Source organism: Panacibacter ginsenosidivorans (assembly GCF_007971225.1).
GTDB lineage: Bacteria > Bacteroidota > Bacteroidia > Chitinophagales > Chitinophagaceae > Panacibacter > Panacibacter ginsenosidivorans.
Genome location: NZ_CP042435.1, coordinates 3,428,777 through 3,442,773 on the forward strand (window position 1 = coordinate 3,428,777; position 13,997 = coordinate 3,442,773).

Sequence of the window (13,997 nt, forward strand, 5' to 3'; positions counted from 1 at the left end):
TTACTGCGGCAGAAACAATAGCTTTGTAAAAAATGCCTGCTATGCCTTCTATACTTTTTGAGGTTAAAGACCAGATTGCCTTTATAACACTGAACCGTCCTGAAAAACTGAATGCTTTTAACAGGGAAATGGCGTTACTTTTTCAGCAAAAGCTTGATGAGTGTCAACATGACAAAAATGTCCGTTGCGTTTATATAACCGGTGCAGGCAAAAGTTTTTGTGCCGGGCAGGACCTTTCTGAAGTAGTAGAGACAGACGGACAGGAAGTGAATAAAATGCTGCGTGAACAATATAATCCCATTGTATGGAAAATTCGCATGATGGAAAAACCTGTTGTTGGTGCGATCAATGGTGTGGCTGCAGGTGCTGGTGCAAATATGGCGCTGGCCTGTGATGTAGTTGTTGCAACAAAGTCATCTTACTTCACACAGGCATTCTCGAAAATTGGGTTGGTTCCGGATAGCGGCGGTACGTTTATTCTCCCGAGATTTATCGGCTGGCAACGTGCCAGTGCATTGATGATGCTGGCAGATAAAATACCTGCTGAAGAAGCGGAGAAAATGGGTATGCTGTACAAAACTTTTCCCGATGAAATTTTTGTGGAAGAAAGTATAAAGATCGCTGAAAAGCTTTCGCATATGCCTACACGCAGCCTTGCATTGATAAAACATGCGCTTAATTTTTCTGTAAGCAATACGTTTGAACAGCAGTTGAAAATTGAAGATGTTTTTCAGCAGAAGGCTGTAGAAACACATGATTATAAAGAAGGCGTAAAAGCATTTCTTGAAAAACGCGTTCCTGAATATACGGGCGAATAACTATCATTAAAGATTGTATATATGACGGATAAAGATGTACTTGCCAACAAGGTTGCTGTGAGGTTGATAGAGACCGATCATTTTAGCAACTGGATGGGCGTGAAAATACTGGATGTAAAAGAAGGATACAGTAAAATAGAAATGACGCTGCGCAGAGAAATGCTGAATGGTTTTGGTATTGCACATGGTGGAATAACATTTGCATTTGCAGACAGCGCCTTTGCTTTTGCCTGTAATAGTGATGGTAAAGTAACAGTTGCGCTTGATGTAAGTATCTCTTTTCCTAAGGCAGGTAAAGAGGGTGATGTACTTACAGCAGAAGCAAAGCTTATTAATAAAACAAACCGAACAGGTTTGTATATGATTGAAGTGAGAAATCAAAATAATGATTTAGTTGCACTGTTTAAAGGCACTTGTTATAAGACTGAGAAATCTTTATTATAAAGAAAATACTACATGATCTATTCTTTCAAAGATTTTATTCCCGTTATACACGAATCATCTTTTATTCATCCGCAGGCATGTGTTACAGGAAATGTAATTATTGGGAAAGATGTGTATGTTGGTCCAGGTGCCGCTATACGGGGAGACTGGGGTGGCATTGTTATTGAAGATGGTTGTAACGTGCAGGAAAATTGCACGATTCATATGTTTCCTGGTGTAACTGTAATGCTGAAAGAAGGAGCACATATTGGTCACGGTGCTGTGATACATGGTGCTACGATCGGAAAAAATTGTTTGATTGGTATGAATGCAGTGGTGATGGATAATGTTATGCTGGGTGACGAATGTATTGTTGGCGCCTTGAGTTTTATAAAAGCAGATGAACATTTTGATGCACGGAGTTTGATCGTTGGAAATCCTGCAAAGAAAATAAAAGAGGTAAGCGATGAAATGATCGCATGGAAAACGGATGGCACAAAATTGTACCAGTCGTTACCCGCAGATATGAAAGCGCATTGGCAGGAATGTGAACCTTTGCGCGAAGTGCCGCAAGAAAGACCTGCACAGGAAATGTTGTACCAGTTTTGGAATTCTTTAAAAAAAAGAATATGATGGCTGTGTAATATTTATCAGCAATGCATCTTTAATAAAAAGATTCTTATGAAAGGTAGTTTGATTGTATTGTTTGTAGCTGTTATTTTATCATGTAATAACACACGTGTAATGTCTGCCAATAGTTTTGACCAATATGCAAGAACAGAACAGGTTACAGATTCATTCCTCCTTTCTCTTCAACAGCAAAATGAAGTGGTGATTGCATTTGCGGTGGAAAGTTATGCATGGGTAAGGTCTGTTGATTATAAAATAATCACATTAAATAAAGGTGTGTGGAAAGGCTATACTTATTATAAACGTACAACAGGCGGCGTTTCTGAAAAGCATGAAACTATCAATGTTTCAAATGATAGCTGCAATGGAGTATGGAAATTTATTCAAACTCAACAAGCATGGAAAATAAAAGGCGATAACGGAAAAGATTTTTGTAGCGGCTCCGAAAAGAAGAATTGCAATATTAACGATGGCGTTACCTGGCGCATGCTGATCATTACCAAAGATAAGATCACAGATCCATCTTACTATGAGCCTGCTTATTTTGAAGAATGTTGCCCCGGTAACACAGAAAGAAAACTCTTTATAGAAACAGTTGAGAAAATTAAGAGAGCTGTGCCCGTAAAAGAAAATGAAGAATAATTTTTTGTACCAGGCTGTATCAATTCTATTAAGCTTTTGTTGCGTCGCACTCTTGCACTGTAAAATAAGTTTCATCAGTTTAGAAGTTCGCATGTTCACAAGTTCTCAGTATTTAAACAACACGTAAACCTTTTAAACTCGTGAACGTGTAAACTTGCTCACATTTATTCCGAAGGTACAAGTGAGTGACACAACAACCGATGCCATAAAAAGCCAATGCTGGCTCCATAAGTATATCTTTGCATTTTTACAAAACAATGGACAAGTCAAATTTTATTGATTACATAAAGATATTCTGCAAAAGTGGACACGGCGGCGCAGGTAGTAAACATTTTATGCGTAATAAACTTACTGCATTTGGTGGGCCTGATGGTGGAGATGGTGGCAGAGGTGCGCATATTATTTTAAAGGGCAACAGCCAGTTGTGGACATTGCTGCATTTGCGTTATTATAAAAATGTGATTGCAGAAGATGGAGAGAATGGCAGCAAGAACAATAGTACCGGCCGTTTTGGAAAAGATATTATTATTGAAGTGCCGTTAGGAACTGTTGCACGTGATGAAGAAACCGGTGAAATTAATGCGGAGATACTTGAAGATGGGCAGGAAATTATATTGATGCCCGGTGGTCGTGGTGGTTTAGGTAATTCAAATTTTGCAACACCAACAAACCAGGCGCCTGAACATGCACAGCCCGGGGAGCCTGGTGTGGAAGGTTTTAAAATACTTGAATTAAAAGTATTAGCTGATGTGGGTTTAGTGGGCTTTCCTAATGCAGGTAAATCAACATTATTGTCTGTAATTACTGCAGCTAAACCCAAGATTGCAGATTATGCATTTACAACATTAATTCCTCAATTAGGAATGGTTGAATACCGTGATGGTAAATCTTTTTGCATTGCAGATTTGCCGGGAATTATTGAAGGTGCTGCAGAAGGAAAAGGATTGGGCTATCGTTTCCTGAGACATATAGAACGTAATGCAGTGTTATTATTTTTGATTCCTGCGGATAGTAAAGATCATAGAAAAGAGTTTGATATTTTATTAAATGAACTGAAAGAATATAATCCTGAAATGCTGCAGAAGGATTTTTTGATTGCCATCAGTAAATCTGATATGCTTGATGATGAACTAAAAACGGCTATTGAAAAAGAGCTTCCTGAAAATATTCCACATGTTTTTATATCTTCTGTAACACAACAAGGTCTTATGCAATTAAAAGATATGCTTTGGCAATTACTGAATAAAAAAGCATAATACTTTTTTAAGCGATATTACCCAGATCATATTATTTGCTTTAATCAATTGCTATTATTGATAATTGTCTGGCTAACACTTATTTGTTTATTAAATTTTTGTGAAGACAGGTTACTTTTCAAAGTTTCAGGTATATATTTGTGTCACAATTACGCAAAGGGTTACAGCCTTTCCAATATTTCAAAGCTTTGAAAAACTACAACTTCATTGTAGAACTTTTAACGAGAACTTCCCCGATTGTTTAAGCCTTAATGATTTCTTGCATCGTTTGATTGCCGTAGTGAACTTTTTTTGTTAAAACTAAAATGTAAGAATTATGAAAAGGTCATTTGTGAAATTTACAAGCAGGAAATTTATGTCAGTTGTGTTTATCGCAGCATCTGTAGCTGTATTAACACCTGTAGTAAGCAAGGCTAACGATAACAAAAAAGCTGCCATTGAAATTTTATCTACTGAAAATACAGCGTCTGTACAATTTGCCGGAAGTACAGAAAGTGCATTGCTTTTCGATGTGAAGATCAGCAATCCTAAAGCAGACAAGTTCACACTTGTTATCCAGGCAGAAGATGGTGAAGTGTTATTCAACAAAGAATACACTGATGCCAACTTTACTAAAAAAGTAAAGCTGTTAAAAGGTGGTGATAACACAAGCTATAAGTTCACGATCAGGTCTTCTAACAAGGCACTTGAGAACAGCTTCGAGGTTAACACAGCTATAAAAACAGTAGATGATGTTGTAGTAACAAAATTGTAATTTCAACACAACAAGAAAATTAGCATGCAGCTTTTGCTGCATGCTTTTTATTTTATATTCTTACAGCGGTGCCGGTAGCAACAACCATTAGCATACTTCCGCCGCTTCCAACGGTTTCAAAATCAAGATCAATACCTACTACTGCATTAGCACCCATCTGCTGCGCCTTTCCCTGTAATTCCTGTAAGGCATTAGCTCTTGCTTCTTCAATAACTCTTTCATAAGTGCCGCTGCGACCGCCCACAATATCTCTTATACCTGCAAATAGATCTTTAAAGATGTTTGCACCTATAATAGCCTCGGCTGTAACAATGCCAATATATTGCTGAATAGGTTTTCCTTCGATGTTGTTCGTTGTGGTTAATAGCATGTTTGTATAGTTTAATTTTAAGTAACTGGTTTATTGTCTTTCCACTTCCATAAGTAAAGACAGGCGTATGTTCTGTAAGGGCTCCATTTAGCAGATATCTTCAAAATCTTTTCTCTCAATTGTTTTTTATTTTCGATTTTGAGTTTATATAATTTTACTACAGCGTTCTGCAAACCAAGATCATCAATTGCATAAAGATCTTCGCGACCCAATGTGAACATTAATAACATTTCAACAGTCCATTTACCAACACCTTTTATTTGCGTAAGCAGTGCAATAACTTCTTCATTGCTCATGGCAAGTAACTTTGTGTCTGTTATTTTATGCTCTATGCAAAATCTTGCAACATTATGTACATAACTCACCTTTGCATTTGATAAACCAATTGCACGCAATGCTTCAGGTGCTGTATTCAATACTTGCTTTGGTGTTGGTTCCTTTCCTTTATATATGTCGAGAAACCTGCGATATATTACATCTGCAACTTTAGTATTTAATTGCTGACTCATAATACTTGCAATCAGATGCAGTGGAATGTTCTTATGAAATTTTAGTTCATGATAAGGCTCCGTAATTATCAGTGAAAGCTTCTTATCCTTTTTGAGGTGTGCTACATGTTCCATGGCAACAAGATAAAAATTTTATGCTTTCATTTTTACATGAAATGAAGTGTGGTAAATTTTGCGCATGATCGTATACCCAAACTAAGGCTGCAATTATTTCCACAGATAAAGTGATTGCTCACCTATCTTTTGTTTTGGGGGGGTTACGAATCTTCTTCGTCGATTTGCGACGCAACGATGATGCTATGAAAAGTAAATGATGGTAATCCGAAAAAATAACATTCAAAGCGAGGACTGTTAAAAAAGAGGGAACCTGCATTAAGATATGAACTTAAGTATGGTGTTTGTGTTATTAAACTAAAATATAACCTATGGAGAAAAGACAACAATTAGATGCGATCGAAAAAATGATACGCGAATTAGAAGATGTAAAAAACAGTCAGGAATCTCTGCTGAAAAAAGTTGCGCAGATAGAGGCAGAAAACATTAATGTTGGCGTTAGTTTATTGGATAATGAATTGCCAGATGTGCATGAACAGGCCGATTCGAATATTGAGCGCCTCTCTCAGTTGCTTGACAAACTTCAACAATATCGTGATGAATTTGCTAAAAAGCATAAACTTGATGTTGCAGAAGTATAATTGAAAAAGCGCCCCAAAACGGGGCGCTTTTATTTTAGCAAAGTTCTATAATTTATTCTTCTGTTTTTTCCGGTCTCATCTGCGGAAAAAACAATACATCCTGTATAGAAGGCTGATTAGTAAGCAACATACACAAACGATCTATACCAATACCAATTCCGCTTGTGGGTGGCATACCATATTCCAATGCCCGTAAGAAATCATAATCGATAAACATCGCTTCATCATCGCCACGCTCCATTAACTGTAACTGCTCTTCAAACCTCGCACGCTGATCAATGGGATCATTCAATTCACTATAAGCATTCGCTAATTCTTTACCATTGATCATAAGCTCAAAACGTTCTACCAGTCCGGTTTTGCTGCGATGTTTTTTGGTAAGCGGACTCATTTCTACAGGATAATCAATAATAAACGTGGGCTGTATATAATTACCTTCGGCTTTTTCACCAAAGAGTTCGTCAATCAGTTTTCCTTTGCCCATGCTTGCGTCATGCTGCAAGTGCAGTTGTTTGCATATATCACGCAATTGTTCTTCATGCATTTCACTTACATCAATGCCTGTATTTTCTTTTATGGCATCATAAATAGAAATACGTTTAAATGGTGTTTTAAAACTGATTGTTTTATCACCCACCTTCACATCAGTTGTGCCATGCAATGCCAGCGCAAGTTTTTCAAAAAGTTGCTCTGTTATTTCCATCATCCAGAAATAATCTTTGTATGCCGTGTACCATTCAAGCACAGTAAATTCTGGATTGTGTGTTCTGTCCATTCCTTCATTGCGAAAGTTGCGGCTGAATTCATATACCCAGTCAAAACCGCCAACAATCAAACGTTTTAGATACAGTTCATTTGCAATGCGCAAATAAAAAGGAACATCGAGTGCATTGTGATGTGTAACAAATGGTCTTGCGGCAGCACCACCGGGAATGGCCTGCAATACAGGAGTATCAACTTCCAATGCACCTTGCTCATTCAGAAATTCGCGAATGGTATTAATAAGTTTTGTGCGTTTTAGAAATGTGTCTTTTACTGAGGGATTAATAATTAGGTCTGCATAACGCTGCCTGTAGCGAAACTCAGGATCAGTTACTGCATCAAACACGTGGCCCGACTCATCACGCTTTACAACCGGTAAAGGTTTTAATGACTTGGTTAGTAAAGTAAGTGTTTGTGTATGCAAAGATGTTTCGCCGGTTTTGGTAATGAATACATAACCGGTTGCACCAATAATATCGCCCAAATCGAGACCACGCTTAACAACTGTATCAAAAAAAGTTTTATCCTCGCTTGGGCAAATCTCATCACGTTTTACATATAACTGTATAATGCCTTTGCTGTCCTGGATCTTTATAAAGAAAACCTTGCCTTTATCATTTATACTCATAATGCGTCCTGCAACACAAACTGCAGCAAATGCATCTTTTGTTTCTTCTGTAAATGCGTCTTTAATATCTTTTGAATAGTGTGAAACAGGATACAATGGCGCCGGGTATGCATTAATGCCAGCCGCTTCTAATTCTTTTAACTTATCCCTGCGGATGATCTCCTGTTCAGATAAATGTTGGCTCATACTTGCTTTTTAAAAAGGACTGCAAAGATATGGGTAAGCGGGAAATGAGTATTAGCGGAAATAGTGAAAGATTATGGGCCTGGCATTTATTATTATTATGGCGTCGTTCCTTGCGTCGCACTCTTGTACAGCATATAGGCAAGCAGCAAAAATCACAACCTTATCCTATAAGATGCACAAAGTTTTACAAACAGGCCATCCCCCCAGTTATAATCTGTTGTGTAGTTTTTATTATGACCATTCCCTGCCCTAAGTTTGCGCATAATGCCATAACCTGCTTCAGTTGATATAACGACATTTTTTGTGGCATAGCAATCAAGATAAGCAGAGAGCTGGTTATCATCTATACGCAAATAGCTCCCATTGTTCAATAAGTAAGAAAAGGTTAATGCTCTAAAGTTAACGCCGGTATAAAAGTGATCAGTTATCTTATGTTCATAGGTTAAACGCCCCGGTAATAAGCCAAAAAGATAATTGTGGGCATTTATTTTCCAGTCAACACCTCCCAGTGGTATTACAAACAAACCAAATTGGTCACTATTTACATATACACCAAGCTTATACTTTAGTGTTTCATTATACTTATAATTAATGGTTGCAATGCCGCCCATTTGAAATGTATTGCCATTGAGTTTTAATCCTTCACTATTAAACTTTGGTATGGCAGCCAATGTGAGTGACAAGCTTTTGTTTTGTAAAGGAATCTGTGCAATTATCGGAAAAGCAATGCTGCTTACCTCAGGAAGAAAATCCTTTTTGTCTGCAGAATCTATATTCCAGCTTTCATAAAAAGGACTGAATACAAATAGGGCATTGTTCTTCAGCTTTACGGGCAAATCTGATCCAAGATAAAGATGTTGGAAAGGTGTAGCCGGTTTATTTTTCCCTTTAAAAGCATGCGTGTACCTTATATTAAGCGGATCTACATATGGTTGGGCGGCCGAAATAAGTTGGATGAAAATTATACCTGTTATCAAATAGAGTCGGAACATGGGCACATTTGTATACAAGATATTCAAGAGAATTTAAAAATGCAAGTACTATTTGAAACAATAATGAATGATGCTTATTGTTCTGAAAGTACAAGTGAGTGACACAACGGTGATGCTATGAAAATGAAATGCCGGTAATAAAAATTACAAGCCCATCAACATGTCGCTGTAGCTGTGTTCAATGAGGTCTTCATATTTTACGTCAAACTGCTGCATAAGATCTGCGCATTGTTGATGCAGATGCTCAACAGTAAGTGAAGGATTTGAAAGATTGCTTGCTTCTATCTCAACAAAAGACCCAAGTTTAGGCACCTCATCAAGATGTATTTTAATATTATCAAGGAAAAATATTTTTCGTTTTTTTTCTACAATCACTTTCACACCTAGTGCTTCGATAAGTAAAGTTTCCAGTTCTCCGGCTTTGGAAACGGCCACAAGTTGAAAATCTGATTGTTTCGGGCCCTTCTGATTATTGCGATTGTAGAAGATGAGATTGTTTTCAATATTACCCTGTCGCAATTTCAGCCGGCCATCGGACACATTGAAGTACGTGTCTTTTTGCAGGTCTGTGCCTTTGAAAACAGCGTTTGCAGAAACTAAAAATGCTTCCACCTTTTTGGGGTGGAAGCATTTTGCCTTGATTTCGATATTAATGTGTTTCATCTAAGACCGTTAATTTTTAACGGTAACTAAACCATTTCTAGTTTCGCTTTTTGCCTTGCAATTGTTTTAGCTTTTACAGGCAAAGGTTCGAATTTCTTAAAGTGCATTGCAGTCCACACATGGTCGAGTGTAACTTCTGTAATGCTTTCATACTCATTATCACTCAAAATCTGCCAACTGCAATCCCTGTTAAGGTCACTTGCAATCTTACTGCTCGATTTCGGATAGGCGATCCACAGTTTGCTTTCAGCATGAAGTGCGGGGAAAATTTCGTGCAAAATATTGCACAACTGGTTGTGGTTAACCGCAAATACCAGTGCAAAATCAATTTTCCGGCTCTTTAAAAGTGGCGTTACATTTTTTGCGTAAGACAATTTTGCAAACTGCTTCTCGATCGAAGATGGAAGACCCTGAATTAGTAGGTTTTTCTCATCTTTTAACTGTAATTTTTCAAAGAAACTTTGTGTTGACATCCTTAAAGAAATTTTTAAGGTTAATGTAAAAAACGGAGTGCAAAAGTAACCAATATATAATAGAATAAATGACAAAGCCACATTTATTTTAAGAATGTGGCTTATTTTAATAAGGTTTTTAGATTTATAGTTATTTAGAAACAGGCTTATAATAGGTCAACGCCTCTGGCATAAGTTCCTGTAATTTCTTTATCCTGTCCTCGTCGGCGGGGTGGCTACTTAAAAAAACAGGAGGCTTTTCGCCACCCATTTTGGCCATACGCTGCCAGAATGGAATGGCTTCCTGTGGATTATATCCTGCCATAGCAGCAAATATCAACCCGTAATGATCAGCTTCATATTCCTGATTTCTGGAATTGGGTAACAGAACCCCAACCTGTGCTGCAGGGCCGTATACATTATTGAAAATATTTAGCGTCTTCGGATCTCTGCCTAAAGCCACATTACCTGCAATCTGGATACCCTGGGCAAGCATGCTTTGGCTCATTCTTTCGCGGCCATGCCCCGCAACGGCGTGTGTAATTTCATGACCTAGTACCACAGCCAACGCAGCTTCATTCTGTGTTACCGGTAAAATCCCCGTATAAACCACCACCTTGCCACCCGGCATACACCATGCGTTGACCTCTTTGCTGTCAACAAGGTTAAATTCCCATTTGTAATTGGCAAGTTCATTGGTAAGACCTTTTGTTTTATAATACTCGTTAATCGCATTGGCAATACGTGTACCCACCCGGTTTACCATTTCTGCATCTTTGCTTCCAGTACTACTCACAACCTTGCTTTTTGAAAGAAAACTTTTATACTCTGTAACGGCTGTAGTTTCTACCTGTTCTTCTGATACCAATGTAAGCTGGTTTCTCCCTGTAATGGCATTGTGTGTGCATGAACTATTAATAATAAAAGGCAGAGCAAGAAGACCAACGATTTTATAGCGCATATAATTTTTTAATTAGTTTTTCAATTTGTGTACCAAATTAAATGCAAAACTATGTATTGAGGTTTGAAAAATTGGGTGTAATAATTTTTATTGCCCCTGCTTTTATATTTTTGGCATCACCTGTTGCGTCGCACACTTGTACTTTTTGAGCAATAAGCTACTACATTTGTTCCTCAATTTTTTTTATGCTACAACCAGCCACAATCAAATTCCTGAAAGATTTAAAGAAGAACAATACCAAAGAATGGTTTGATAAAAACCGGAAACTATATGAAGCAGCCAAAGCTGATTTTGCTGAGATTGTACAGTCCGCTATTGATAAATTTGGTAAAAAGGATGAAACTATCGCCACATTAATAGCAAAGGATTGTATGTTTCGCATCAACAGAGATGTGCGCTTTAGTAAAGACAAGTCTCCCTATAAAACCAATATGGGCGCCAGCATAAATAAAGCTGGTAAAAAAGCCTGGAATACGGCAGGTTATTATTTTCATCTTGAGCCAGGTGGCAGTTTTGTGGGTGGAGGGTTATATATGCCTGAACCTGGAATACTAAAAAAAGTAAGACAGGAGATCGATTATAATTTCAACGACTTCAAAAAAATAATCGGCAATAAAAAATTTGCCTTCACTTACAAAGACCTTGATCACAGTAGTGAAATGAAATTAAGCCGTCCTCCAAAAGATTATGAAGCAGAGAACCCTGCCATTGAATACATAAAACTGAAAAGTTTTATTGCAATGGCACCAATAACAGATACAGAACTAACAGATAAAAACCTGGTGAAGAAAATAGCAGATGCATTTGAGGCGCTGCAACCATTAATAAATTTTTTAAACCATGCTATCGAAGAATGAATTTAGCTAAGCGTTTCTTTATCTTTTTTTTGGTAATGATTGTACAATAAGATTGTAAGAATTATTGATCATTTCTTTAAGTAATGTATTTGACAAACTTCCATCCATAATGATGGTATTCCAGTGTTTCTTATTCATATGATATCCCGGTTGCACAGCATAATATTGTTCACGCAATTCAATGGCTTTGTCAGGATCACACTTGGCATTGAATTGCAACGGGCTTGATGATAGGGATACAAGTAAGAAAATTTTGTTCATTACTTTAAATACAAGTGTGTCTTCTCCAAAAGGAAAACCTTCTGTTGCAGCTTTTTTTGCAAGACAATATTCGCGTAGTGTTTCGATATCCATAAGCAAATTTAATTAATGCTGATAAGAATTGCCAGCAGTACAAGTGAGTGACACAACAAAAGTATTATACTTATTCAACTGCCTGTTACACAACAAAAATGCCTCACTTTTTAAAAGGAGGCATTACACATTTTCGGTTGCTCACTCACAAAAAATCTATGACAACATATTTTTAGACGCCAAATATTCTGCGATTTGTATAGCATTGGTAGCAGCGCCTTTACGCAGGTTATCACTCACCACCCAGAGGTTTAATGTTTTTGGCTGCGTTTCATCGCGGCGGAGGCGACCAACAAACACGTCATCTTTATCATGTGCCCACATTGGCATGGGGTATAACTGCGCTGCAGGATCATCCTGAAGCACAACGCCAGGTGCATTACTCAACAAACTCTTTACTTCATCAAGATCAAATTCATTTTCAAATTCAATGTTCACGCTTTCACTGTGACCGCCCATTACAGGAATACGCACCGTTGTAGCAGTAACACGAATTGAATCATCACGCATTATCTTGCATGTCTCTTTAACCATTTTCATTTCTTCTTTTGTATAACCATTGTCAAGAAACACATCAATCTGCGGAATTACATTCAGATCGATCGGATATTTATAAGCCATTTCTCCCTCCACGCCTTTGCGTTCATTCATCAATTGATCAACGGCTTTTTTACCGGTACCAGTAACACTTTGATAAGTGCTTACCACAATTCTTTTGATCTTATATTTTTTATGCAATGGATTCAACGCAACTACCATTTGAATAGTAGAGCAGTTAGGGTTTGCAATGATCTTATCTTCTGCCGTTAATGCATCTGCATTTATTTCAGGAACTACTAATTTTTTTGTCGGATCCATGCGCCATGCGCTGCTGTTATCTATAACAGTAATGCCTGCTTCTGCAAACTTTGGCGCCCATTCCAATGAAGTGCTGCCACCCGCTGAAAATATTGCTACGGCTGGTTTTGCGGCTATTCCGTCTGCCATGCTTACAACCTTGTATTGCTTGCCTTTAAATGTTACTTCCTTACCAACTGATCTTTCAGATGCCACCGGCACCAACTCTGTTACGGGAAAATTTCTTTCGGCCAATACCTGCAGCATTTTTGTGCCTACAAGACCTGTTGCGCCTACAACTGCTACTTTCATTGTAATGGAATTTTTATTGTTGTTTTATGGTTTTATATTTTATGTACTTAACTATTGTACTACTATCATTGCCTGTTGTGTCACTCACTTATACGTTCGGTAGTTCTATTCAGCAATAAAAGCGAAACAAAAAAAGCCTTCCTGTTTCGAGGAAGGCTTTCAGTTATATTTTTGCTACACACAAAAGTTTAAACACCTTCCTCGTTTGAGTAGATCTTCTTTGTTCCCTTTGTATGCTTCATTGTTATTTTCATCGCGGTTGCGAAAGTAGTCACGAAAAATTATATACCAAAAAGATTTTTACAAGTGTTAGCATTATACTTATTTATTAGATGCTGAACAGAATATCAAGGCGCACAAGAGTGCGACGCAACGATGTTTAATAGCAGCAATGCAGTTGGGTTCACAATAAATCTTCACAAAAACTTTTTTTTACAGGTTGGATAAGAATCGTAAATTAAATTTCTAAAACGATTGAACTATGATAAAATTCAGCGAACTTAAACAAGGTGATTACGTAATTGCCGAATACGAAGGCAGCAGGCGTGAAGGTGAAGTGGTACGCCTGAATGGTGATGAAAAACAGGTTTGTGTGGAAACAGAAGTGCAGGAATTCTGGTATGAACCGGATGATCTTTACCCAATACCAATGTCTGATGAAGCCATGAAAAATCTGAACTTCAGTAAAGAAATAATGCCGGATGGCGTAGTGAAATATAAAAAAGGATCTTTCAGGATGGTGATACCAAAAGAAGGTGATTTTTCTGTTGTGGAAATGTGGTACCGCGAAGACCGGAGAGATCATCCTGATGTGCATTATGTGCATCAACTGCAAAACCATTATTTGCAAATGACCAAAGTGCATTTGACAAAAGAAGTAATGGCATAAGGATGTG

At 37.6% G+C, this 13,997-nt stretch carries 18 protein-coding genes; 9 read left to right on the top strand and 9 right to left on the bottom strand.

The window, feature by feature from the left end; all coding sequences use genetic code 11:
• Nucleotides 1-41 precede the first annotated feature (41 nt).
• The 6 genes from FRZ67_RS14405 to FRZ67_RS14430 all read left to right on the top strand — a co-directional run bounded on the left by FRZ67_RS14405 (nt 42) and on the right by FRZ67_RS14430 (nt 4,523).
• Nucleotides 42-818 (top strand): enoyl-CoA hydratase-related protein, encoded by a 777-nt coding sequence (locus tag FRZ67_RS14405; RefSeq protein WP_147190440.1) that lies wholly within the window; start codon nt 42-44, stop codon nt 816-818.
• Nucleotides 819-839: 21 nt separating this feature from the next.
• Nucleotides 840-1,262 (top strand): hydroxyphenylacetyl-CoA thioesterase PaaI, encoded by a 423-nt coding sequence (gene paaI, locus FRZ67_RS14410; protein ID WP_147190442.1) that lies wholly within the window; start codon nt 840-842, stop codon nt 1,260-1,262.
• Nucleotides 1,263-1,274: 12 nt separating this feature from the next.
• The gene (locus tag FRZ67_RS14415; protein ID WP_147190445.1) at nt 1,275-1,874 is read left to right on the top strand and encodes an acyltransferase; all 600 of its coding nucleotides are present in this window, start codon (nt 1,275-1,277) and stop codon (nt 1,872-1,874) included.
• A gap of 48 nt (nt 1,875-1,922) precedes the next feature.
• Nucleotides 1,923-2,513: a hypothetical protein gene (locus tag FRZ67_RS14420; RefSeq protein ID WP_147190447.1), complete on the top strand. Its 591-nt coding sequence runs from the start codon at nt 1,923-1,925 to the stop codon at nt 2,511-2,513.
• Between the two features lie 257 nt (nt 2,514-2,770).
• A complete protein-coding gene (gene obgE / locus FRZ67_RS14425) occupies nt 2,771-3,769 on the top strand; it encodes a GTPase ObgE (RefSeq protein ID WP_147190449.1) in 999 nt (332 codons plus the stop codon).
• A 316-nt stretch (nt 3,770-4,085) separates the two neighbouring features.
• Nucleotides 4,086-4,523 (top strand): hypothetical protein, encoded by a 438-nt coding sequence (locus FRZ67_RS14430; protein WP_147190451.1) that lies wholly within the window; start codon nt 4,086-4,088, stop codon nt 4,521-4,523.
• A 52-nt stretch (nt 4,524-4,575) separates the two neighbouring features.
• Here FRZ67_RS14430 and FRZ67_RS14435 read toward each other — a convergent pair whose 3' ends face one another.
• A complete protein-coding gene (locus tag FRZ67_RS14435) occupies nt 4,576-4,893 on the bottom strand; it encodes a heavy metal-binding domain-containing protein (RefSeq protein ID WP_147190454.1) in 318 nt (105 codons plus the stop codon).
• 17 nt (nt 4,894-4,910) lie between these two features.
• On the bottom strand, nt 4,911-5,516 hold the full coding sequence (locus tag FRZ67_RS14440; protein WP_147190456.1) for a DNA-3-methyladenine glycosylase family protein: 606 nt from the start codon (nt 5,514-5,516) through the stop codon (nt 4,911-4,913).
• 311 nt (nt 5,517-5,827) lie between these two features.
• Between FRZ67_RS14440 and FRZ67_RS14445 the strand changes: the two genes are divergently transcribed.
• Nucleotides 5,828-6,097: a hypothetical protein gene (locus FRZ67_RS14445; RefSeq protein ID WP_147190458.1), complete on the top strand. Its 270-nt coding sequence runs from the start codon at nt 5,828-5,830 to the stop codon at nt 6,095-6,097.
• Nucleotides 6,098-6,149: 52 nt separating this feature from the next.
• On the opposite strand, the gene lysS is transcribed toward FRZ67_RS14445, so the two are convergent.
• From lysS to FRZ67_RS14470, 5 genes are all read right to left on the bottom strand, one after another.
• A complete protein-coding gene (gene lysS / locus FRZ67_RS14450; RefSeq protein WP_147190460.1) occupies nt 6,150-7,673 on the bottom strand; it encodes a lysine--tRNA ligase in 1,524 nt (507 codons plus the stop codon).
• 152 nt (nt 7,674-7,825) lie between these two features.
• On the bottom strand, nt 7,826-8,665 hold the full coding sequence (locus FRZ67_RS14455; RefSeq protein WP_147190462.1) for a DUF6268 family outer membrane beta-barrel protein: 840 nt from the start codon (nt 8,663-8,665) through the stop codon (nt 7,826-7,828).
• Nucleotides 8,666-8,809: 144 nt separating this feature from the next.
• A complete protein-coding gene (locus tag FRZ67_RS14460; RefSeq protein WP_147190464.1) occupies nt 8,810-9,328 on the bottom strand; it encodes a class IV adenylate cyclase in 519 nt (172 codons plus the stop codon).
• A 26-nt stretch (nt 9,329-9,354) separates the two neighbouring features.
• On the bottom strand, nt 9,355-9,801 hold the full coding sequence (locus FRZ67_RS14465; protein ID WP_147190466.1) for a hypothetical protein: 447 nt from the start codon (nt 9,799-9,801) through the stop codon (nt 9,355-9,357).
• A gap of 130 nt (nt 9,802-9,931) precedes the next feature.
• Nucleotides 9,932-10,741 carry a M48 family metallopeptidase gene (locus FRZ67_RS14470; RefSeq protein WP_147190467.1) on the bottom strand — a complete coding sequence of 270 codons (810 nt, stop codon included), beginning with the start codon at nt 10,739-10,741 and terminating at the stop codon, nt 9,932-9,934.
• Between the two features lie 185 nt (nt 10,742-10,926).
• On the opposite strand from FRZ67_RS14470, the gene FRZ67_RS14475 reads away from it, so the two are divergent.
• Nucleotides 10,927-11,598, top strand: a complete 672-nt coding sequence (locus FRZ67_RS14475) for a DUF2461 domain-containing protein (RefSeq protein WP_147190469.1) — start codon at nt 10,927-10,929, stop codon at nt 11,596-11,598.
• An 18-nt stretch (nt 11,599-11,616) separates the two neighbouring features.
• On the opposite strand, the gene FRZ67_RS14480 is transcribed toward FRZ67_RS14475, so the two are convergent.
• Nucleotides 11,617-11,952, bottom strand: a complete 336-nt coding sequence (locus tag FRZ67_RS14480; protein WP_147190471.1) for an MmcQ/YjbR family DNA-binding protein — start codon at nt 11,950-11,952, stop codon at nt 11,617-11,619.
• Nucleotides 11,953-12,108: 156 nt separating this feature from the next.
• On the bottom strand, nt 12,109-13,101 hold the full coding sequence (locus FRZ67_RS14485; RefSeq protein ID WP_147190473.1) for an aspartate-semialdehyde dehydrogenase: 993 nt from the start codon (nt 13,099-13,101) through the stop codon (nt 12,109-12,111).
• Between the two features lie 481 nt (nt 13,102-13,582).
• On the opposite strand from FRZ67_RS14485, the gene FRZ67_RS14490 reads away from it, so the two are divergent.
• The gene (locus FRZ67_RS14490) at nt 13,583-13,990 is read left to right on the top strand and encodes a hypothetical protein (RefSeq protein ID WP_147190475.1); all 408 of its coding nucleotides are present in this window, start codon (nt 13,583-13,585) and stop codon (nt 13,988-13,990) included.
• Nucleotides 13,991-13,997: the final 7 nt, after the last annotated feature.